Annotated in this window: 20 protein-coding genes and 1 tRNA gene; 11 read left to right on the top strand and 10 right to left on the bottom strand. The window is 66.7% G+C overall.

The features are described 5' to 3' along the window. Window positions 1-75: 75 nt before the first annotated feature. Window positions 76-162, bottom strand: a tRNA-Leu gene (locus tag E7811_RS14570). Between the two features lie 129 nt (window positions 163-291). Beyond that, entirely contained in the window at window positions 292-1,953 is a 1,662-nt protein-coding gene (locus E7811_RS14565) for a peptidoglycan-binding domain-containing protein (RefSeq protein WP_136395396.1), read from the bottom strand. Between the two features lie 110 nt (window positions 1,954-2,063). On the opposite strand from E7811_RS14565, the gene lipB reads away from it, so the two are divergent. The 4 genes from lipB (at window position 2,064) to E7811_RS14545 (ending at window position 5,911) form a co-directional block, all read left to right on the top strand. Then, window positions 2,064-2,756 carry a lipoyl(octanoyl) transferase LipB gene (gene lipB, locus E7811_RS14560; RefSeq protein ID WP_136395395.1) on the top strand — a complete coding sequence of 231 codons (693 nt, stop codon included), beginning with the start codon at window positions 2,064-2,066 and terminating at the stop codon, window positions 2,754-2,756. 120 nt (window positions 2,757-2,876) lie between these two features. Next, window positions 2,877-3,302: a c-type cytochrome gene (locus E7811_RS14555; protein WP_136395394.1), complete on the top strand. Its 426-nt coding sequence runs from the start codon at window positions 2,877-2,879 to the stop codon at window positions 3,300-3,302. A 273-nt stretch (window positions 3,303-3,575) separates the two neighbouring features. Beyond that, window positions 3,576-5,243, top strand: a complete 1,668-nt coding sequence (gene ctaD, locus E7811_RS14550) for a cytochrome c oxidase subunit I (protein WP_136395393.1) — start codon at window positions 3,576-3,578, stop codon at window positions 5,241-5,243. Between the two features lie 182 nt (window positions 5,244-5,425). Further along, the gene (locus tag E7811_RS14545) at window positions 5,426-5,911 is read left to right on the top strand and encodes a DUF2244 domain-containing protein (RefSeq protein ID WP_136395392.1); all 486 of its coding nucleotides are present in this window, start codon (window positions 5,426-5,428) and stop codon (window positions 5,909-5,911) included. 49 nt (window positions 5,912-5,960) lie between these two features. Here the strand turns inward: E7811_RS14545 and E7811_RS14540 are convergent, their stop codons facing one another. Further along, a complete protein-coding gene (locus E7811_RS14540) occupies window positions 5,961-6,419 on the bottom strand; it encodes a GatB/YqeY domain-containing protein (RefSeq protein WP_136395391.1) in 459 nt (152 codons plus the stop codon). 191 nt (window positions 6,420-6,610) lie between these two features. On the opposite strand from E7811_RS14540, the gene carA reads away from it, so the two are divergent. Together carA and E7811_RS14530 are read left to right on the top strand one after the other, a co-directional pair. Continuing rightward, window positions 6,611-7,768, top strand: coding sequence for a glutamine-hydrolyzing carbamoyl-phosphate synthase small subunit (gene carA, locus E7811_RS14535; protein ID WP_136395390.1), 1,158 nt, complete (start codon window positions 6,611-6,613; stop codon window positions 7,766-7,768). Window positions 7,769-7,871: 103 nt separating this feature from the next. Beyond that, on the top strand, window positions 7,872-9,827 hold the full coding sequence (locus E7811_RS14530) for a glycosyltransferase (protein WP_246020471.1): 1,956 nt from the start codon (window positions 7,872-7,874) through the stop codon (window positions 9,825-9,827). 27 nt (window positions 9,828-9,854) lie between these two features. Here the strand turns inward: E7811_RS14530 and E7811_RS14525 are convergent, their stop codons facing one another. Then, window positions 9,855-10,490: a GntR family transcriptional regulator gene (locus tag E7811_RS14525; RefSeq protein ID WP_136395389.1), complete on the bottom strand. Its 636-nt coding sequence runs from the start codon at window positions 10,488-10,490 to the stop codon at window positions 9,855-9,857. A 107-nt stretch (window positions 10,491-10,597) separates the two neighbouring features. On the opposite strand from E7811_RS14525, the gene E7811_RS14520 reads away from it, so the two are divergent. The 3 genes from E7811_RS14520 (at window position 10,598) to E7811_RS14510 (ending at window position 12,899) form a co-directional block, all read left to right on the top strand. Then, window positions 10,598-11,245, top strand: a complete 648-nt coding sequence (locus E7811_RS14520; protein ID WP_136395388.1) for a pyrimidine 5'-nucleotidase — start codon at window positions 10,598-10,600, stop codon at window positions 11,243-11,245. A 111-nt stretch (window positions 11,246-11,356) separates the two neighbouring features. Next, complete coding sequence (locus E7811_RS14515) at window positions 11,357-11,569, top strand: hypothetical protein (protein WP_136395387.1); 213 nt, start codon at window positions 11,357-11,359, stop codon at window positions 11,567-11,569. Window positions 11,570-11,699: 130 nt separating this feature from the next. Continuing rightward, entirely contained in the window at window positions 11,700-12,899 is a 1,200-nt protein-coding gene (locus tag E7811_RS14510) for a UbiH/UbiF family hydroxylase (protein ID WP_136395386.1), read from the top strand. Between the two features lie 64 nt (window positions 12,900-12,963). Here the strand turns inward: E7811_RS14510 and E7811_RS14505 are convergent, their stop codons facing one another. The 3 genes from E7811_RS14505 to E7811_RS14495 all read right to left on the bottom strand — a co-directional run bounded on the left by E7811_RS14505 (window position 12,964) and on the right by E7811_RS14495 (window position 15,240). Continuing rightward, window positions 12,964-14,091, bottom strand: coding sequence for an aminotransferase class V-fold PLP-dependent enzyme (locus E7811_RS14505; protein ID WP_136395385.1), 1,128 nt, complete (start codon window positions 14,089-14,091; stop codon window positions 12,964-12,966). A 235-nt stretch (window positions 14,092-14,326) separates the two neighbouring features. After that, a complete protein-coding gene (locus tag E7811_RS14500; RefSeq protein ID WP_136395384.1) occupies window positions 14,327-14,785 on the bottom strand; it encodes an Lrp/AsnC family transcriptional regulator in 459 nt (152 codons plus the stop codon). Next, window positions 14,782-15,240 (bottom strand): Lrp/AsnC family transcriptional regulator, encoded by a 459-nt coding sequence (locus E7811_RS14495; protein WP_136395383.1) that lies wholly within the window; start codon window positions 15,238-15,240, stop codon window positions 14,782-14,784. The genes E7811_RS14500 and E7811_RS14495 overlap by 4 nt, the downstream gene beginning before the upstream one ends. A 128-nt stretch (window positions 15,241-15,368) precedes the next feature. Here E7811_RS14495 and ilvC point away from each other — a divergent pair, with 128 nt between their 5' ends. Then, window positions 15,369-16,391, top strand: coding sequence for a ketol-acid reductoisomerase (ilvC, locus tag E7811_RS14490; protein WP_136395382.1), 1,023 nt, complete (start codon window positions 15,369-15,371; stop codon window positions 16,389-16,391). 117 nt (window positions 16,392-16,508) lie between these two features. Further along, window positions 16,509-17,411, top strand: coding sequence for a DMT family transporter (locus E7811_RS14485; protein WP_246020470.1), 903 nt, complete (start codon window positions 16,509-16,511; stop codon window positions 17,409-17,411). Here E7811_RS14485 and glmM read toward each other — a convergent pair. Genes glmM through E7811_RS14470 form a run of 3 tightly spaced genes read right to left on the bottom strand, consistent with a single transcriptional unit; the run spans window position 17,408 to window position 20,719 of the window. Continuing rightward, window positions 17,408-18,751 carry a phosphoglucosamine mutase gene (gene glmM / locus E7811_RS14480; RefSeq protein WP_136395381.1) on the bottom strand — a complete coding sequence of 448 codons (1,344 nt, stop codon included), beginning with the start codon at window positions 18,749-18,751 and terminating at the stop codon, window positions 17,408-17,410. The two genes, E7811_RS14485 and glmM, sit on opposite strands and share 4 nt — an antisense overlap. After that, window positions 18,748-19,764 (bottom strand): dihydropteroate synthase, encoded by a 1,017-nt coding sequence (folP, locus tag E7811_RS14475; protein WP_136395380.1) that lies wholly within the window; start codon window positions 19,762-19,764, stop codon window positions 18,748-18,750. Before folP ends, glmM begins: the two co-directional genes overlap by 4 nt. A 46-nt stretch (window positions 19,765-19,810) precedes the next feature. Continuing rightward, the gene (locus E7811_RS14470; protein ID WP_136395379.1) at window positions 19,811-20,719 is read right to left on the bottom strand and encodes a dihydroneopterin aldolase; all 909 of its coding nucleotides are present in this window, start codon (window positions 20,717-20,719) and stop codon (window positions 19,811-19,813) included. Window positions 20,720-20,762 lie beyond the last annotated feature (43 nt).

Here is a 20,762-nt window from a genome sequence, read left to right as displayed (position 1 = left end):
CTTGGGAAACGGTTGCTTCAGAAGGGCTGAGGGGGGTGCAGTGCCGCCGGATCAGTTGCGCCTTGCGGCTGCCAGTGGTGCGGATGAAAGGACTCGAACCTTCACGGGAGTTACCCCACAGCGACCTCAACGCTGCGCGTCTACCAATTCCGCCACATCCGCACGATCTGATCTCTGGTAGTCCGCGGCTGTTTAGCGAAGCCGCGCGGGGATGAAAAGAGGGAATCTTGCGCCCCTCGCGCGGAACGCCGGGGCGACCGAGGCCGCCCCGCCACCCGCCCCGTCCGGGGCTCAATCGCCGAAGATGACATAGGGAAGGCGCGCCACCGCCGACACCGCCGAAAGCGCCCCGGTCGACCGACCTTCATCCGGATCCGGTTGCGCTGGTGGCGCTTCGGGCGCGATGGTCGCCACAGCCTCGGGCAAGGGTTCGGCTGCGGGTTCCGCCGCGGGTTCGGCTGTGGGTTCGGCTGCGGGTTCCGCCGCGGGTTCGGCCTCGGGTATATCTGTCACCGCCGCCTCGGGCGCGGGGTCTTCGGGCGCGGGGTCTTCGGGCGCGGGGTCTTCGGGCCCGGGGTCTTCGGGCGCAGGCGTTTCGGCGGCGGGATCGGCCGGAGCTTCGACGATTGGCTCTTCTGCCGGCGGCTCTTGGGCCAGCGGCTCTTCCGCCAACGGCTCTTCGGGCACGGGAAACACCGGCAGCGCGGCGGGCGCCGGGTCGAACAGCCCGTTGATCGCAAGCGCGGCCTGAAGCACCAGTTCGTCCCGTTCGGGCATCCCCGGCACCAGCCCCGGTGCGCCGCCCAGTTCGTACCATTCCAGCGCCAGGTCGGCGCGGCGGCTGGCCCCGAAGCCCTGTGACAGGTGGTGACCCAGCAGTTCCGCATAGGCCAGTTCACCCAGCGATGAGAGGATCAGCGCGGAACCGACGGCCACCTCCATGTCGTCGCTGCCATATCCCACCCCAAGACAGATGCGCGCGGTCGCCGAAAGCTGCGCGGGGGCCATCCCGCTTTGGAGGACGAAATTGTCCACGCCGTCCAGCACCTCGGACGCGGAAGCCAGCGAAAGGGCGGCCACATGATCCTTCATCACCGGCCCGAAGGCCGCGCATTGTTCGGCGATCTGCTGCGGGGTGAAGCCGGGGACATTGCGCGCCTGCGCCTCGCCCTCGGCCATCACATGCGCACGGGTCAGACAGAACTGTTCGGCCAGCGCGCGATTCGGGTCGGTCATCGTGCCGGTCGTGACCCGGCCCCCGGCGGCTTCGGCCTCGGCCTCGACCTGAGCGCAATGCGAGGCCAGCGACACAGTAAGCCCCGAACTGCCGAACAGCGAGGGCAGCGCAGGCGCGGCGGGTTCGGGTGCTGGTTCGGGTGCCGGCGCGGGGGCGGCGGCAACCGCCGGTGCGGGCGGTTCGGCGGGCGGCTCCACCGGCGCAGGGGCCTGAGGAACCGCAGCGGCGGCCCCTGCCCCTGCGACCGCGCCGGCCGGAGGCTTGGCGAGCCCCGCCATCTCGTCGCGCTGCACGAACAGAAGCCCCCGCAACCCGCGCGGATGGGTCGCGATGATTTCGGCGACGACCGGGCCACCCGCCCGCGCCCGGTGATAGGCCGCGATCAGGATCTTGCGTTCATGGTCCGAGATGTTGCCGGTCTGCGGATAGCCAAGCGTCCTCTGGAAACGCCTGATCGCATCCCGTGTCTTGGGGCCCATCTCGCCATCGGCGGGGCCCACGGGGTATTTGAAGAATTTCAGGGCAGTCTGCACCTCGCGGTTCTTCGCCCGCTGCGCCGGCGCCGTTTCCTGCACGAGGATCGGGCCATGCATGCCCCCAATCCCTCCGGCAGGGCCATTGACCTTCCAGGCCAGGGCCGGTTCGGCGGGCAAGGCCAGGACCGAACCGAAAAGCGCCGTCGCGACAACATGCTTGACCCGATGCTTCACACGCACAATGCACCTCCCGGAAAATGGCTTATGGACCTTTGCGGTCAGGCTAACATAACTTGCCCCCCGACAAAGCCCTTTCTGGGGAAGGGGCGCAGGCAGGAACCGGCTGGATCATGGTGGAATGGACAACCCTTGAAGGGCTTTCGCCCTATGCCGAAACCCTCGCCGCGATGGAGGCGCGCGCCGCGGCCATCGCCGAGGGCCGGGCGGACGAGGCGATCTGGCTTCTGGAACACCCGCCGCTGTATACTGCGGGCACCTCGGCCCGGACCGAGGACCTGACAGACCCGAACCGCTTTCCCGTGCATGTCGCAGGCCGTGGCGGGCAATATACCTATCACGGCCCAGGCCAGCGCGTCGTCTACACGATGCTCGACCTGAACCGTCGCGGGCGGGACGTGCGCTGCTTCGTGCGCCATCTGGAAAACTGGGTGATCGACACGCTGGCCGAATTCAACATCCGGGGCGAGATCCGTCCCGGTCGGGTCGGCGTCTGGGTCACGCGCCCCGACCGCCCCGCCAATCCCGACGGCACCCCGGCCGAGGACAAGATTGCCGCCATCGGCATCAAGCTGCGCCGCTGGGTCAGCTTTCACGGCATTTCGATCAACGTGGAGCCGGACCTGTCGCATTTTTCCGGCATCGTTCCCTGTGGCATCCGCGACCACGGCGTGACCAGCCTCGTCGATCTTGGCCTGCCCGTGACGATGGCCGATCTGGACGCGGCGCTGGTGGCCACATTCCCGCGCCATTTCCCCGATGACCCTTCCGAAACCGGCAGGCCGCTTTTCGCCTGCAACGGTTGATAATTATCAATCAGCGACACACTGTCTCAGGGAATTGAATCGACTATCGCGGCCCGGTTCGCTATGAAGGCACCCAACGCGCAGCGCGCGCGTCGCCACGAACTGTAAGGGATCAAACCGATGAAACTCATCCTGTCCGCCACGGTCGCAGCTCTTGCCCTCGCCGCCCCTGCCTTCGCCTCGGGCGATGCCGCCAAGGGCGAGGCCGAGTTCAAGAAGTGCAAGGCCTGCCACATGATCGTGGCCGATGACGGCACCGAAATCCAGAAGGGCGGCAAGACCGGTCCGAACCTCTATGGCGTGATCGGCCGCCAGGTCGGTTCGGTCGCCGACTTCAAGTATGGCGACTCGATCGTCGCCGTCGGCGCGACCGGCATGGCCTGGGACGAAGCCGAACTGGCCGCCTACCTGGTCGACCCGGCCGCCTGGCTGAAGGACAAGACCGGCGACGCAGGCGCCAAGTCGAAGATGACCTTCAAGCTGGCCAAGGGCAGCGAGGACATGGCCGCCTATCTGGCCTCGGTCGCCCCGGCTGCCAGCAACTGATCGACGGCCGCGGCCATCCATCGACGCGCGGTCCGCAAGGGCCGCGCGTTCTGCTTTCCGCCTCCCCGCCCGCCTCCCCGCCTGCCTCCCTGCCACCCCGGTTCGGGGCCACGGAATTCCATCGCCCCTGCGCAAGGGGGGTGCGACAAATTATTTTGATCCAGATCAAACTCCTGCATTGCCGCCCCCGCAGAGGCATTCTAGAAACGGAATGCAATGATCGGGCGGATTCCATCCGCAACGATCCCATCGTAACGCGAACGGGAGGCAGGCATGGCCGACGCAGCCATTCATGGCCACGAACATGACGACCGCGGGTTCTTCACCCGCTGGTTCATGTCCACGAACCACAAGGATATCGGTATCCTTTATCTTTTCACCGGCGGGCTTGTCGGCCTGATCTCGGTCATTTTCACCGTCTACATGCGGCTGGAGCTGATGGAGCCCGGCGTGCAGTACATGTGCCTTGAAGGCGCGCGCTTCATCGCCTCGGGCGAGGCCTGCACCCCGAACGGACACCTCTGGAATGTGATGATCACCTATCACGGCGTCCTGATGATGTTCTTCGTCGTCATTCCGGCGATGTTCGGCGGCTTCGGCAACTATTTCATGCCGCTCCAGATCGGCGCGCCGGACATGGCCTTCCCGCGCATGAACAACCTCAGCTACTGGCTTTATGTCGCGGGCGTCTCGCTTGGCGTGGCCTCGATGCTGGCGCCGGGCGGCAACGACCAGCTTGGTTCGGGCGTGGGCTGGGTGCTTTATCCGCCGCTCTCGACCAACGAGGCGGGCTATTCGATGGACCTCGCCATCTTCGCGGTGCACCTGTCGGGTGCCTCGTCGATCCTTGGCGCGATCAACATCATCACCACCTTCCTGAACATGCGCGCGCCGGGCATGACCATGCACAAGGTCCCGCTGTTCGCCTGGTCGATCTTCGTGACCGCGTGGCTGATCCTGCTGGCCCTGCCGGTGCTGGCCGGCGCCATCACCATGCTGCTGACCGACCGGAACTTCGGCACCACCTTCTTCTCGCCCTCGGGCGGCGGTGACCCGATCCTCTATCAGCACATCCTGTGGTTCTTCGGCCATCCGGAAGTGTACATCGTGATCGTGCCTGGCTTCGGCATCGCCAGCCAGGTCATCGCGACCTTCTCGCGCAAGCCGATCTTCGGCTACCTGCCGATGGTCTATGCGATGGTGGCGATCGGCGTTCTGGGCTTCGTCGTCTGGGCGCACCACATGTACACCGTCGGCATGTCGCTGACCCAGCAGTCCTACTTCATGCTTGCCACGATGGTCATCGCGGTGCCCACCGGCATCAAGATCTTCTCGTGGATCGCGACGATGTGGGGCGGCTCGATCGAGTTCAAGACGCCGATGCTGTTCGCCATGGGCTTCCTGATCCTCTTCACGATCGGCGGCGTCACCGGCATCGTGCTGAGCCAGGCGGGCGTGGACCGTGCCTATCACGACACCTATTATGTCGTGGCTCACTTCCACTACACCATGTCGATGGGCGCGGCCTTCACCATCTTCGCCGGCATCTACTTCTGGATCGGCAAGATGTCGGGGCGCCAGTACCCGGAATTCTGGGGCAAGGTGCACTTCTGGATGTTCTTCATCGGCGTGAACATCACCTTCTTCCCGCAGCACTTCCTGGGCCGTCAGGGCATGCCGCGCCGCTACATCGACTATCCCGAGGCTTTCGCCTACTGGAACAAGATCTCGTCGATGGGTGCGATGCTGTCCTTCGCCTCGTTCCTGCTGTTCATCGGCATCGTGTTCTACACGCTGTTCGCCGGTCGCCGCGTGACCGAGAACAACTACTGGAACGAATACGCCGACACGCTGGAATGGACGCTGCCCTCGCCGCCGCCGGAACACACGTTCGAGCAGCTGCCGAAGCGTGAGGACTGGGACAAGGGCCACGCCCACTGAGGCGATCCCGAAACCCGAAGGCCCCGGAGAAATCCGGGGCCTTTTGCATTGCACGAACCGCATCCGGGCCTTGCCCTTCAACCTGAACGAAATACCCTCTGGGGGTGAATGGCCCGCAAGGGCCAGAGGGGGGCGAAGCGCCCCCTTTCCCTCGCCAACAACGACGAACCGATCCCGCACCCATGCCCTATGAATGGCTCCCCCCCCAGGACGACACCCAACGCCTGCACCTGTGGCCCTACCGTTCGCTTCCGCGAAGGGGCATGGTCTGGTTCATCGGCGCCACCGCCGGGCTTCTCCTGGTGCCGCTGTCGGCGGTGATCGGCTCGCCCGTGCTGTGGGGGCTGCTGCCCTTCCTTCTCCTGGCGCTTCTGTCGATCTGGTGGGCGCTGGAACGATCCTACCGCGATGCCGAAATCGTCGAGGACCTGACCCTGACCGCCGATCAGGTCACGCTGGTCCGCCACGGCCCGCGCGGCAAGCGGCAGGACTGGCAGGCCAACACCCATTGGGTGCAGGTCGAACGGCACGAGACCGGCGGGCCGGTCAAGCATTACCTGACCCTCAGGGGCGGACCGCGCGAAGTGGAACTGGGCGCGTTCCTGACCGAAGACGAACGCCTTGCGCTGGAATGGGACCTGCGCCAGCGCCTCCGCGCAATGCGGTGAGGCTTGGGCTGGGGCGAGGGCTGAGGCTTGAACGCGGACTGCCGCAGGATCAGGCCAGGCGGTCCTTCACCATCGGCCCCACCGCGCCGAAATCCATCTGGCCGGTGTATTTGCCCTTCAGCACCGCCATCACCTTGCCCATGTCGCGGATGCTGGTCGCCCCGGTTTCCGCGATCGCGGCGTCAATCGCGCCGCCGATCTCGTCGCCCGAAAGCTGGCGCGGCAGGAATTCCTCGATCACGGTGATTTCGGCCAGTTCCTTTTCCGCCAGTTCCAGCCGCCCCCCCTCTTCATAGGCACGGGCCGATTCCTGGCGCTGCTTCACCATCTTGCCGAGGATGGCCAGAATGTCGGCATCGGTGACCTCCACCGCCTCGCCATCGCTGCGCGAGGCGATCTCGCGGTCCTTGATCGCGGCATTGACCAGCCGCAGGGTCGAAAGCCGGTCGGCCTCCTTGGCTTTCATGGCGTCTTTCAGCGCGCTTTGCAGCCGGTCCCGCAACGTCATCGGTCATTCATCCCCATGGCTGTCCGAAGCCGCACCATACAGGATCACGGGCTGTAACACAACATGCCGCAATTCCATTAACCCATTGAAATAATTGCACAACCTTTTTGGATTCCAGCCGGATATCCGGGGTTGACCCCAGCCCCCCCTGACCGTAGGTTGCCGCCGTTTATCCTCCGGAGAGTCGCGCCATGCCACAGAACGTGAAACCCACCGCCTGCCTCGCGCTGTCCGATGGGACGGTCTTCTATGGCCACGGCTTCGGGGCGACCGGGGAAACGGTTGCCGAACTGGTGTTCAACACCGCGATGACCGGCTATCAGGAGATCATGACCGATCCCTCCTACGCGGGGCAGATCGTCACCTTTACCTTCCCGCATATCGGCAACGTCGGCGTGACCCCCGAGGATGACGAAACCGCCGATCCGGTCGCCGCCGGGATGGTGGTGAAATGGGACCCGACCGAACCGTCGAACTGGCGCGCGGTGACGGACCTTGAACTGTGGATGAAGGCCAAGGGCCGGATCGGGATCGGCGGTATCGACACCCGCCGCCTGACGCGGGCGATCCGCCAGCAGGGCGCGCCGAACGTGGCGCTGGCCCATGACCCCGACGGCAATTTCGACATCGAGGCGCTGGTGGCGAAGGCCCGCGCTTGGTCGGGCCTTGTCGGGCTTGACCTTGCGAAGGACGTGACCTGCGCGCAATCCTACCGCTGGGACGAAAAACGCTGGGCCTGGCCCGAGGGCTACAGCCGCCGCGAGGGGCCCGGACTGCGCGTCGTCGCCGTCGATTACGGCGCCAAGCGCAACATCCTGCGCTGCCTTGCCAGCGCGGGGTGCGAGGTGACGGTGCTGCCTGCCACCGCCACCGCCGAAGAGGTTCTGGCCCACAATCCCGAAGGCGTGTTCCTGTCGAACGGTCCCGGCGACCCGGCCGCGACCGGCACCTATGCCGTGCCGATGATCCGCGACGTGCTGAAGGCCGATGTGCCGCTGTTCGGCATCTGCCTTGGCCACCAGATGCTGGCGCTGGCCTTGGGCGCGAAGACGGTGAAGATGGGCCACGGCCACCATGGCGCGAACCACCCGGTGAAGGACGTGGAAACCGGCAAGGTGGAAATCACCTCGATGAACCACGGTTTCACCGTCGATGCCCAGACCCTGCCCGCAGGCGTGAAGGAAACCCATGTCTCGCTGTTCGACGGCACGAATTGCGGGATCCGGGTCGAAGGCAAGCCCGTCTTCTCGGTCCAGTATCACCCCGAGGCGAGCCCCGGCCCGCAGGACAGCTATTACCTGTTCGACCGCTTCGCCGAAGCGATGCGCGCCCGTCGCGCCGCAGGCTGACGGACGCCGGGAAAATGCACGCGCCGCTGACGGCTTAACCGGGTCTTAACCCGCCCTTAACCTTTGCGCGGCGAGCATCGGCTGTCCTTTCCGGGCGGCTGTCATGACCCTGCAAAACCACGACTTTTTGCCACGCCATCCGTTGGCCCCGGCCGCTGCCGGTGCGGGCCAACGGGTGGCCATGCGCGACGCGGCGCCGTCCGGGTTGCCATCGACGCACACCCCGGCTCCGCACGGGGGGGATCAGGCGCTGGCCCGCACGCTTCTGAATGACGAGGGGTTGCCCGCAGATCGTGTCCTTCCCCTTCTGGAAACGGCGCGCAGCACCGGTCAGCCGCTGGCCGATCTCGTGCTGGCCGCGCAGGCCGTGCCAGAGGCCGCGCTGGCACGCGCCCATGCGCGTCTGACCGGCTGGACGGTGATCGACCCGACCATGGATCGGCCCGATGCCCGGCTGATCGACAGGATCGGCGCAGCGCGATGCCTGGCCGATGGCGTGCTGCCGTGGCGTTCGATCGGCGGCGTCACGTTCGTCGCGGTCGCCCATCCGCGCCGGTTCGACACCCTGCTCCCGATGCTTGAGGCCGGTCTGGGCCCGGTCCGCCCGTTGCTGGCCACCGAAGGCGATATCGAACGCGCCCTGCTTGCGCTGCGTGGCAAGGCGCTTGACCGCGCCGCCCGAACCTCGGTCGCCCCGGCCGAAAGCTGCCGCGACTGGGGCGGCTTGCGGCTATGGTCCGTGCTGACGGGGCTGGCGGCGGCGCTGCTGGCCAGCCTCATTCTCTTTCCACTGGCCCTTCTGTGGCTCGCGACTGCCTGGGCCATTGCCACGCTCGCGCTTGCCACAATGCTGCGCGCGGCAGCGGCCTTCGCCGCCCTTCGGCGACAGCCCCCCGACCCGCCGCCCCCCGCCATCGCGCGCCTGCCGGTGGTTTCGGTCATGGTCGCGCTCTACCACGAGGCCGACATCGCCCCCCGCCTTGTCCGCCGTCTGGGGCGGATCGACTATCCGTCAGACCTTCTGGATATCCTTCTGGTCGTCGAAGAGGATGACCATGTGACCCGCGCGGCCCTGCGCCGGGCACAACTGCCGGCAACGATGCGTGTCATCGTGGTACCCGATGGCGGGCTGAAGACGAAGCCGCGCGCGCTGAACCATGCGCTGGCCGCTTGCCGGGGCAGCCTCGTGGGCATCTACGATGCCGAGGATGCCCCCGCCCCCGACCAGATCACGCGCGTCGTCGAACGGTTCCATGCCCGACCGGAACGGGTGGCCTGCCTGCAGGGGGTGCTGGATTTCTACAACCCGCACACCAACTGGCTGTCGCGTTGCTTCACCATCGACTATGCGATGTGGTTCCGCATCATCCTGCCCGGGATGGAACGGCTGGGCCTTGCCATCCCGCTGGGTGGCACGACCGTCTTCTTTCGCCGCCACATCCTGGAACAGCTGGGCGCCTGGGATGCCCATAACGTGACCGAGGATGCCGACCTTGGCATGCGGCTTGCCCGTCACGGCTACCGGACCGAGGTGATCGCCTCCACCACGATGGAAGAGGCCAACTGCCGCACCATCCCCTGGATCCGGCAAAGGTCGCGCTGGCTGAAGGGCTACATGATGACCTATGCGGTGCACATGCGCCGCCCGCGGCAGTTGCTGCACCAGTTGGGCTGGCGCAAGTTCCTGGGATTCCAGATCTTCTTTGCCACGACGCTGTCGCAGTTCCTGCTGGCGCCGGTGCTGTGGTCATTCTGGGCGGTGCCGCTGGGGTTGCCGCATCCTGTCGCGGGGCAGCTGCCACCTGCGCTGCAACTGGCGACCTTCACGGTCTTCCTGTCGACCGAAGCGGTGCTTCTGGCCGTGGGGGTGATGGCGCTGCGGCTGACGCCGAACCGCATCAACCCGCTCTGGGTGCCGATGCTGCACCTCTATTTCCCGCTTGGGGCGCTGGCCTCGTACAAGGCGGCCTGGGAACTGGTCACCCGGCCCTTCTGGTGGGACAAGACGCATCACGGCCTGTTCGACCCCGCCGAACCCGCGCCGCCGGGTCAAACCTGATCCACCGCAACGTCCCCTGGGCGCGCCTTATCGCGTCCGCAATTCGCCCGCATCCACCCGCAGGCGCGTCTCGAACGCTTTCGAGATGTGGTTCTTCAACGCCGTATAGGCCGCGTCGCCATCATGTGCCTCGATCGCGCGCACGATCTGGTCATGTTCATCCATCGCCACCTCGTCCCGCCCTTCGGCCGCGAAGGATGTGGTGGCCATCAGCGCCATCGACCTGTGAACAAGGTCAAGCTGCTGGATCAGAAACCGGTTGTGCGAGGCCAGATGGATCTGCCGGTGAAACCGCTTGTTCGCCCGGCTCATCGCGCGCGGGTCCCCCCCGACCATCGCCCGATCCTCGTTCACCATCGACCGCAGAACGCGGATTTCCTCGTCCGTGGCATGGCGCGCGGCCAGACGCGCGGCCAGCCCCTCAAGCTCGGTCCGGACGATGTAAAGCTCGGCCAGCTGGTTGTGATCCAGCGACGCCACGATCAGGCTGCGCCCGTCGCGCGTCAGCATCGACTGTGTTTCCAGACGCTGCAGCGCCTCGCGAACGGGGGTGCGCGACACGCCGAACCGTTCGGCCAGTTCAGATTCCACCAGCCTGTCGCCGGGCTTGTAATCCCCGCCCTCGATCGCCTCGAGGATCAGCGTATAGGCGTCCTTCTGCACCGGCCCGGCCCTTTCATACGTCAGAACTGCGCGACACTATCCATCGTTCCGCGAAAGGATCAACCCTGCCCGTTGCCGCGCGGGCAAAAGCGCATTACCTCTGCCGCATGCCAGCAGATCAGTTCTCGCACGTCGCCTATTGGGTCTTCGACCTCGACAACACGCTTTACCCGCCCTCGGCGCGGCTTTTCGACCAGATCGAAAAGCGCATGACCGCCTGGGTGATGGAGGCGCTGAAGGTCGATCGCGCCCGGGCCGATCATCTTCGCCGCCACTACTGGGAAACCTATGGCACGACGCTTGCCGGACTGATGGCAGAACATGGTGTCGATCCGGGGCCATACCTGACCGACGTGCATGACATCGACTTTTCCGCCCTGCGGCCGGATGCCGAACTGGCCGCGCGGATCCGCGCCCTGCCGGGTCGGCGCATCGTCTATACCAACGGCTGCGAACCCTATGCCCGCCGCGTGATCGAGGCGCGCGGCCTGTCGGGGCTGTTCGATGCCGTCTATGGGGTCGAACACGCAGGTTTCCGCCCGAAACCGGAACGCGCGGCGTTCGAAACGGTCTTTGCCGCCGACGGGCTGGATCCGGTCCGCGCCGCCATGTTCGAGGATGACCCGCGCAACCTTGCCGCCCCGCATGAAATGGGCATGCGCACCGTTCATGTCGCCCCCGACCCGCATCACGCACCGCACATCCACCATCATACAGATGACCTTGGTCACTTTCTGTCGTGCCTGACATCCTGAGCCGGACCGCGAAAGCCGGACTGCGTGAGATTGTCGCACTGCGGCAACCTGCCCGATAGTCAGGACGCGCCCGCGCCGCCAAGTGAGGGGCGAAGCGAACAGGAGTTTCCCATGACCATGACCGATACCGCCGCGTCTGCGGCGTCCACCCATGCCGCGCCCGCCTCGACCCGGGGCGCCAACCTGATCCTTGCGCTGGTGGCGCTGGCGGTCGTGGTTCTGGCGCTGGCGGTCAAGACCTTCGGCGTTGTCGCCCTGACGATGGTCGCGCTGGCGGCCGTGCCGGTGGTCTTCTTCTTCCTCATCGCCGTCTCGCAGCTCTGACAGGTCGCGTTCGGTCAACGGGCGCCCGGTACGCGCCCGTTGACCGGCCGAGCCCCCCAAGGACCGAATGTCGGTTGGACCTTCCCGCCGTTCCGCCCTACATTCGGGCAAAGGACCGAAGAGGCGGATCATGGGCCACAGCGAAACCGACATCCTGATTTCCGGCGGCGGCGTGGCGGGCCTGTCCGCTGCCGCCGCCTTCGGTTCGGCGGGGTTTCGCGTCATCTGCGTCGACCCGGCCCCGCCGGTGACGGCGGAATCGGATACGGGCGCCGACCTGCGCACGACCGCTTTCCTGCAACCGTCGATCCCGGTGCTTCAGGCGGCCGGGCTCTGGACCCGGCTGGAACCCCATGCCGCCGCGCTCCAGGTCATGCGCATCATCGATGCAGGCGGGAAGATCGCAGAGCCGCGCATCACCAAGGATTTCGACGCCTCCGACATCTCGGACCAGCCTTTCGGCTGGAACCTGCCCAACTGGCTGCTCCGGCGCGAAATGGTTGCGCGGCTGGAAGACCTGCCCAACGTCACCTTCCGCCCCGGAACCGCCACGACCGGCGTGCTGACCCGCGACACCGAGGCGCGCGTCACCCTGTCGGATGGCGGCAGCGTCACCGCGCGCCTGCTGATCGCCGCCGATGGCCGCGGATCGGCAGTGCGGCAGGCGCTTGGCATCGGGGTGAAGACCTATCGCTACGGTCAGAAGGCGCTGGCCTTCGCCACCACCCACCCGATCCCGCATCAGAACGTCTCGACCGAGATCCATCGCTCGGGCGGGCCCTTCACCCTGGTCCCGCTGCCCGACCGCGACGGCCTGCCCTCTTCGGCCATCGTCTGGATGGAACGCGGCCCCGAGGTGGCGCGCCTTGCCGCCCGTCCGGTCCCGGAATTCGAGGCCGCGATGAACGAACGCTCCTGCGGCATCCTCGGCCCGCTGACGCTGGTCAGCCGCCGCAGCGTCTGGCCCATCATCAGCCAGATCGCCGACCGGATGACCGGCCAGCGCACCGCGCTCATGGCCGAGGCCGCACATGTGGTTCCGCCCATCGGCGCGCAGGGCCTGAACATGAGCCTTGCGGACCTGCGCGTGCTTCTGGATCTGGCGACCGAGGCTCCGCACCTGATCGGCGAGACGGCGATGCTCGACCGCTATCACCGCGCCCGCCATCTTGAGGTGAAGGCCCGCGTCACGGGCATCGACCTTCTGAACCGGGCCTCGATGATGGGGGCGCAACCGCTGCGCGACCTGCGGGCGGCGGGGCTGAACGCGCTCTATTCCCTTGCGCCGGTGCGCAAGACGCTGATGCGCGCGGGCCTCGGCGTGCGGTAAGAAAAAGGGGCGCCATCCCGGCGCCCCGTCCTGCCACATCCGGGCCGTCGCCCCCCGGAAGCGCCTACAGCACCCGGTCCAGCACTGCACCAAGGCGGGCGACCGTGCCGTCCACGTCCTTCAGCTTGTCCAGACCGAACAGCCCCAGCCGGAAGGTCCGGAACTCTGCCCCCTCGCCCACCTGCAACGGCACGCCCGCCGCGATCTGCATGCCTTCGGCGAGGAACTTCTTTCCGTTCTGGATGTCGGGATCGTCGGTATAGCTGACCACCACGCCCGGTGCGGCGAACCCCTCCGCCGCAACCGACCGGATGCCCTTTTCGGCCAGCATCGCGCGCACCCGGCGCCCCAGGTCCCATTGCGCGGCCTTCGCCGCCTCGAACCCCATCGCGCGCGTCTCGTCCAGCGCGTCGCGGAACCCCAGAAGCGCATCCGTCGGCATCGTCGCATGATAGGCGTGCCCGCCACCCTCATAGGCCGCCATGATCGCGCGCCATTTCTTCAAATCCAGCGCGAAGCTGTTCGAGGCGGTGGCCTCAAGCCGTTCCACCCCCCGCGCCGAAAGCATCACCACCCCGGCCGAGGGCGAGGCCGACCATCCCTTCTGCGGCGCCGAGATCAGCACATCGACGCCGGTCGCGGCCATGTCCACCCAGACGCAGCCCGAGGCGATGCAATCCAGCACCATCAGCGCACCCACCTCATGCGCGGCCGCCGCCATCGCGGCGATGTAGTCATCCGGCAGGATCAGGCCCGCGCTGGTTTCCACATGCGGGGCAAAGACCGCATCGGGCTTCACCTCGCGGATCCTCGCCACCACCTCATCGATCGGCGGCGGTGCGTAGGGCGCGCGCGCATCGTTGCCGGCCTGCCGGGCCATCACCACCGTCGTCTCGCGGGCGAACCCGCCCGCATCGAAAATCTGCGTCCAGCGATAGGAAAACCAGCCGTTCCGCACGATCAGCGCCGATCCTTGCCCGAACTGGCGTGCGACCGCCTCCATCGCATAGGAGCCACCGCCCGGCACCAGCGCCACCGCCTCGGCCCGGTAAACCTCGCGCAGCCCCTCGGACAGGTCGCGCATCACCTTCTGGAAACGCTTGGACATGTGGTTCAGCGAACGGTCGGTGAACACCACCGAAAATTCCTGCAACCCGTCCGGGTCGACATGAGCATGGGGCAAACGGGTCATCGGTCATCCTCCTCGGTCGAAGCCAGACCATCGCCCGAAACCGCGCGACCGGCAAGGGCCTGCGCCCGGACGTCGCGGGGAAAAGGGGGCGCTGCCCCCTCGCGCCTTGCGGCCTTCACCCCCGGGATATTTGAGCCAAAGTGAAACAAGTTTGACTCAAACTGCTTTCAACCTGACGAAAATATCCTCGGGGGGTGAATTTGGCGCAGCCAAAGATGGGGGCAGACAGCCCCCCTCACCCGATGGGACCCGGGCGCGGCTCTTCGGTCAGAAGCACGTTAGCCTCGACCTGGCCCACGCCCGGCAGGGTCATGATCCGCCGCCGCAGCACGCGTTCGAAATCCGCGATGTCGCGCGCGACGACGCGCAGTCGGTAATCGAACAGGCCCAGGACATGCTGAACGACCTGCACTTCGGGGATGGCGGTGACCGCGCGTTCGAAATCCTCAAGGCTGACCCGGCCCTTGGTGGCCAGCTTCACGCCCAGAAAGACCGTCACGCCGAAGCCAAGCGCCGCGCGGTCCACCTCGACCCGCTGCCCCGCCAGCACGCCCGCCTCTTCCAGCCGGCGGATGCGGCGCCAGGCCTGCGGCTGGCTGATCCCGTGCCTGCGGCCCAGTTCCCCGGCCGAAAGCGTGCCGTCACGGGCGAGCGCCCGCAGGAAGGCGCGGTCGATGTCGTCAAGGTCGATCATAGTGGCAGGGCGCTTTCATCCTTGATCGTGGCCACCAGCATCAGCGCCTCGATGTCGGCGATATGCGGCAGGGTCAGGATGCGGTGGCGATAGATTTCCTGATAATCGCGCATGTCACGGGCGATCACGTTCAGCCGCACGTCGACGCGGCCAAGAAAGGTCTCGATCGCCACCACCTCGGGTACGGCGCGCGCGGCGTCGATGAATTCATCGAAGGCCCGCGGATTGGTCTTGTCGAGGCTGAAGCGCAGCGAGACCTCAACCTCGTATCCAAGCGCCCGCCAGTCGATCCGCGCCCCCTGGGTGCGGATGATGCCCCCGGCGCGCAGCCTGTCGAGCCGCCGCCAGCAGGTGGCCTGCGTGACCCCGGCTCGATCTGCCAGCGCGGCCGTGCCAAGCGCAGGATCGGCCAGCAGGTGGCGCAGGATGCGGCGGTCGGTATCGTCAATCTGCATGTATCTTTCACATTATGAACTTTCAATGAATGATACTTTCCATATTTCCGCATAAACGTCAAAGATTGCACGATCATTGACGCGAAAATCCCTATCCTGCCCGTCATCAGCAAGGAAAGGAGCGCCCGATGCGCGTCTATTACGATCGCGATTGCGATATCAACCTCATCAAGGACAAGAAGGTCGCCATTCTGGGCTACGGCAGCCAGGGCCATGCCCACGCGCTTAACCTGCGCGACTCGGGCGCCAAGAACCTGGTCGTTGCCCTGCGTCCGGGCAGCCCCTCGGCCAAGAAGGCCGAAGCCGAAGGCCTCAAGGTCATGGGCATCGCCGAAGCCGCCGCCTGGTGCGACCTGATCATGTTCACCATGCCCGACGAACTGCAGGCCGAAACCTACAAGAAATACGTCCATGACAACCTGCGCGAAGGCTCGGCGATTGCCTTTGCCCACGGCCTGAACGTGCATTTCGGCCTGATCGAGCCGAAGCCCGGCGTCGATGTCATCATGATGGCGCCCAAGGGCCCCGGCCACACCGTGCGCGGCGAATACGTCAAGGGCGGCGGCGTGCCCTGCCTCGTGGCCGTGCATCAGGACGCGACCGGTAAGGCGATGGAAATCGGGCTGTCGTACTGCTCGGCCATCGGTGGCGGCCGTTCGGGCATCATCGAGACCAACTTCCGCCAGGAATGCGAAACCGACCTGTTTGGCGAGCAGGCCGTTCTGTGCGGCGGCCTTGTGGAACTGATCCGCATGGGCTTTGAAACGCTGGTCGAAGCGGGCTACGAGCCCGAGATGGCCTATTTCGAATGCCTCCACGAGGTGAAGCTGATCGTCGACCTGATCTACGAAGGCGGCATCGCGAACATGAACTACTCGATCTCGAACACTGCCGAATATGGCGAGTATGTCTCGGGCCCGCGCATCCTGCCCTATGACGAGACCAAGGCGCGGATGAAGGCGGTTCTGACCGACATCCAGACCGGCAAGTTCGTGCGCGACTTCATGCAGGAAAACGCCGTGGGCCAGCCCTTCTTCAAGGCGACCCGTCGGATCAATGACGAACACCAGATCGAACAGGTCGGTGCCAAACTGCGTGCGATGATGCCCTGGATCGCCAAGGGCAAGATGGTGGACAAGGCGCGCAACTGATCCGCCTTCGCGAAACAAGGAAAGGGCGCGCCGGTTGCGCGCCCTTTTCGCTGTCGGTGCCTTGTGATTTTTCGATCTATCCACAGGCAGAAATGTCTTGGATGGCAAACTGATCGCATGAATTCCAACAATTCTGCCCAGATGGACCGGATGCCCCAGCCCACGCGAAATGACTGGCTTTCGATCCTTGCCCTCGGGCTGATCTGGGGCGGGACGTTCATGGTCATCTCGGTCGCGCTGCGCGGTTACGGGCCGCTGACCGTGGCCTGCGCCCGCACCACGCTTGGCGCCGTGTCGCTGGTGCTGCTGGCGGTTGCGATGCGCCGGACCCTGCCCCGCTGGTCCGCGGCGCTGGCGGCCCATGTCGCCGTGATCGGCGCGCTGTCCACGGCGCTGCCCTTCTTCCTGATTTCCTGGGGCCAGCAATCCGTGCCCTCGGCCTTTGCCGGCCTGTCGATGGCGGCGGTGCCGTTGTTCGTGCTGCCCCTGGCACATGTCTTTCTGCCGGATGACCGGTTGACGCCCCGGCGGGCAGCTGGCTTTTCGCTGGGGTTCGCGGGGGCGGCGATGCTGATCGGGCCGGCCGCCCTGCAGGGCCTTTCCGCGGGCCTTCCGCAACTGGCCTGCGTGGCGGCGGCGCTTTGCTATGCGATTTCCGGCATCCTGACGCGGCGCTGCCCGCCGATCGACCCGATCGTTCTGGCGGCGGCGACGCTGCTGGTGGGGGCGGTGATCCTTGTTCCGGCCATGATCCTGGTCGAGGGGGTGCCGGAACCGGCGCGTCCCGATGCGATGCTGGCCATAGTGGCGCTTGGCCTGATCCCCACCGCATTGGCGGCCCTTCTGCGCGTGACGGTGATCCGCAGCGCGGGGCCGTCCTTCATGACGCTGACGAATTACCAGGTGCCGCTGTGGTCGGTCCTGTTCGGGGTCGTCTTCCTGAAGGAAAGCCTGCCGTTGCAGTTCTTTGCCGCGCTGGCGCTGATCCTGGGCGGGCTGGCGGTGTCGCAGCGCCGCTAGGCGGCCGCTTCCACCGCGGCCACGATCCCGTCGACCTCGGCGCGCAGCAACCCTTCATCCTCGCATTCCGCCATCACCCGGATCAGCGGTTCGGTTCCCGACTTGCGGATCAGAAGCCGCCCCTTTCCGGCAAGGCGGGCTTCGGCCTCGGCGATGCGCGCCTTGACCTGTGCGTCGGAAAGCGGCTGTCTTTCAGCGCTGTAGCGGACGTTCTTCAGAAGCTGCGGCACGGTTTCGAACACCCGTGACAGGTCGCTTGCGGGCTTTCCGGTGCGTGCCATCTCGGCGAGGAACTGCAAGCCGGCGATCAGACCGTCGCCGGTGGTGGCGTAATCGGTCATCACGATATGACCCGATTGTTCGCCACCCAGGTTGAAGCCGCCTTCGCGCATCGCCTCGACGACATAGCGGTCGCCGACCGCTGTCCGCACCAGACGCAGCCCACGCCCTTGCAGGAACCGTTCGAGCCCGAGGTTCGACATCACCGTGGCAACCAACGCACCACCCGCCAGCCGCCCCTCGTCGGCCCAGCGGGCCGCCAGAAGCGCCATGATCTGGTCGCCGTCGGCCACCTTGCCCGCCTCGTCGATGATCATCACCCGGTCGGCGTCGCCATCAAGGCAGATGCCGACATGCGCGCCATGGGCGACCACGGCCTCGGCCGCGGTTTCGGGATGCGTCGATCCGCAGCGGTCGTTGATGTTGGTGCCGTTGGGCGCCACACCGACCGGAATGACCTCGGCCCCAAGTTCCCAAAGCACTTCGGGCGCGGCGCGATAGGCGGCACCGTTCGCGCAATCGATCACCACCTTCAGCCCGTCAAGCCGCAGCCCGGCCGGAAAGGTCGTCTTGACGAATTCCTGATAGCGTCCGCGCCCGTCGTCGATCCGCTTTGCCCGCCCGATGTTCTGCGGTTGGGCGGGCTGGATATCCTGCGCGACCAGCGCCTCGATCTCGGCCTCGGCCTCGTCCGACAGCTTGAAACCGTCGGGGCCAAAGAACTTGATGCCGTTGTCGTGGTGCGGGTTGTGGCTGGCCGAGATCATCACCCCCACGTCGGCGCGCATCGACCGGGTCAGGAACCCCACAGCGGGCGTCGGAACCGGACCAAGCAGCAGCACGTTCAGCCCCGTCGAAGTGAACCCGGCGGTCAGCGCGTTTTCCAGCATGTAGCCCGAAAGCCGCGTGTCCTTGCCGATCACAACCCGGTGGCCGGGGCTGCCGTCCCGGCGGAAGAACCGGCCCGCGGCCGCGCCCAGCTTCAGCGCCATTTCGGCGGTCATCGGATAGTCGTTCGCCCGTCCGCGAACCCCGTCGGTGCCAAACAGCTTGCGACTCATGCGCCCTCTCCCGTTACCGAACGCCACAGGGCCAGCGCCTGCCGCGTCTCCCACACATCATGCACGCGCAACACCTGCGCCCCCTGCGCGACCCCGGCCAGCGCAACCGCGACGGACCCGGGCGCGCGCCGGTCGGCCTGCGCCTCGCCGCCGATGGTGCCGATGAATTTCTTGCGGCTCACGCCCAGAAGGACCGGGCAACCCAGCCCGTGAAACAGCGACAGCCCCCGGATCAGGTCAAGGTTGTGCGCCAGTGTCTTGCCAAAGCCGATACCGGGATCGACCATGATCCGGTCGCGGGAGATGCCCGACGCCTCGGCCACGCCGATGCGCGCCTCGAGGTGGTCATAGACGTCCAGCAGAACGTCGTCATACTGCGGATCGTCCTGCATCGTCTGCGGCGTGCCGATCATGTGCATCAGGCAGACCGGGGCGCCGGTTGCGGCCACCACGCCCGGAAGCCCCGGATCGAAGGTGAAGGCCGACACATCGTTGACGATGTCCGCGCCTGCCCCCAACGCCGCCCGCGCCACCGCGGCCTTGCGCGTGTCGATGGAGATCCGCGTGGCAATCCTGCCCGCGCGCAGCGCCGCGATCACCGGGGCGGTGCGCGCGATTTCCTCGTCCACCGGCACCTCGACCGATCCGGGCCGCGTGCTTTCGCCGCCGATGTCGATGATCTCGGCGCCCGCGCCCGCCATCATCCGCCCCTGCGTCAGCGCCGCCTCGGGGGCGAGGAACAGCCCGCCGTCGGAAAAGCTGTCAGGCGTGACGTTGAGGATGCCCATCAGGCGGGGGCGGTCCATCGTCAGACCGGCCAAGGGCGCCCGCGACGCGGTCAGCCGGTCAAGCGTCTCGGGGGGAAGATCCGAGGCGGGGATCACCGGGCCGGGGCGGGCAGCGCCGCGTTCCAGCACCTCGACCCGGTCGAACCAGCACCAGCCCCCGGCAAGAGCATGGGCACCGGCGGGCCGGGCGGGATCGGTCATGGCGATGGGGCGGTAATATGTCATGGCCACCGGATTAGGCCCCGGCGCGGCGGCTGGCAAGCCCGGCCTCTCAGGCGCGTTCGGCCTTTACGCGGCTTCCTGCCGGGATCGCAACATCGCCGTGAACGATGAAGCCCTCGGCGGCCGTCATCTCGGCCAGCCACAGGGCCAGCGCCACGGGTTCGCGCGAGTGGGGGCCGTCAACCGCATCCAGCACCAGCTTGGAAGGCGCCCAGACGATGGTGCGCCCGTGCTTCATCGCCCAGTCGATCTCGGTCCTTGTGGCCACGACCACGCAGCGGTCATCCCGCGCGGCCAGCGTCCAGGCGTTCTGTTCGATGGCCAGAAGGTCGATCCGGCGCTGCGTGGGCTTGTGCCCGGTCTGCGGGCGCGGCATGTCCGGCAGGCCGACCGTCAGGATCATCGGCAGCCCGCGCGCCTGCCAGGCATCCAGCCGGGCCGACAGGTCAGGCGCGGCAATCGCGGCATTGTCCAGAAAGATCACCAAGGGGTGCAGCGCCTGCATGTCGCCCGCCGCATCAACCGCGCGCAACGGCGCTTCGGCCCGGCTGCGGACGATTTCCACGCCAAGCGCCCCCGGCCCGCGATCCAGCTTTTCGACGCGGACAAAGACGCGCATCGCCTGCGGTTCGGACAGGACGCGTTCGGCCACCCGTTCGGCAAGGGTTTCCAGCAGGTTCAGCCGTTCCTCGGCCAGTTCGGCGGCAATCGCTTCGGTGATCCGGTCGTAGGACAGGATCCTGTCCACGTCATCCTCAAGCGGCGCGGGATGCGGACGCACCTCGACCACCACATTGAAGCGCAGGCGCTGCGTACGACCCCGTTCCTGCTGGAAGGCGCCGATGTCGGCCTCGACCACGTGGTCACGCAAGGAAATCCGGTCGCGGGGATCGGCGCTGGCCGAAGCGGCGGCGCGCTCTTCGGGATGGGCAAAGGCAAGGCGGATGTCGCTGGTCATTCTGCCCCCTTCGGGCCGGTCGTGTCGGCGGGCAGATTACCCT

The sequence above is a fragment of the Aliigemmobacter aestuarii genome (assembly GCF_004799285.1).
GTDB classification, from domain to species: domain Bacteria; phylum Pseudomonadota; class Alphaproteobacteria; order Rhodobacterales; family Rhodobacteraceae; genus Aliigemmobacter; species Aliigemmobacter aestuarii.
The sequence above is the reverse complement of the archived record's forward strand: the minus strand, read 5'-3'. Positions and strand labels throughout refer to the sequence as shown.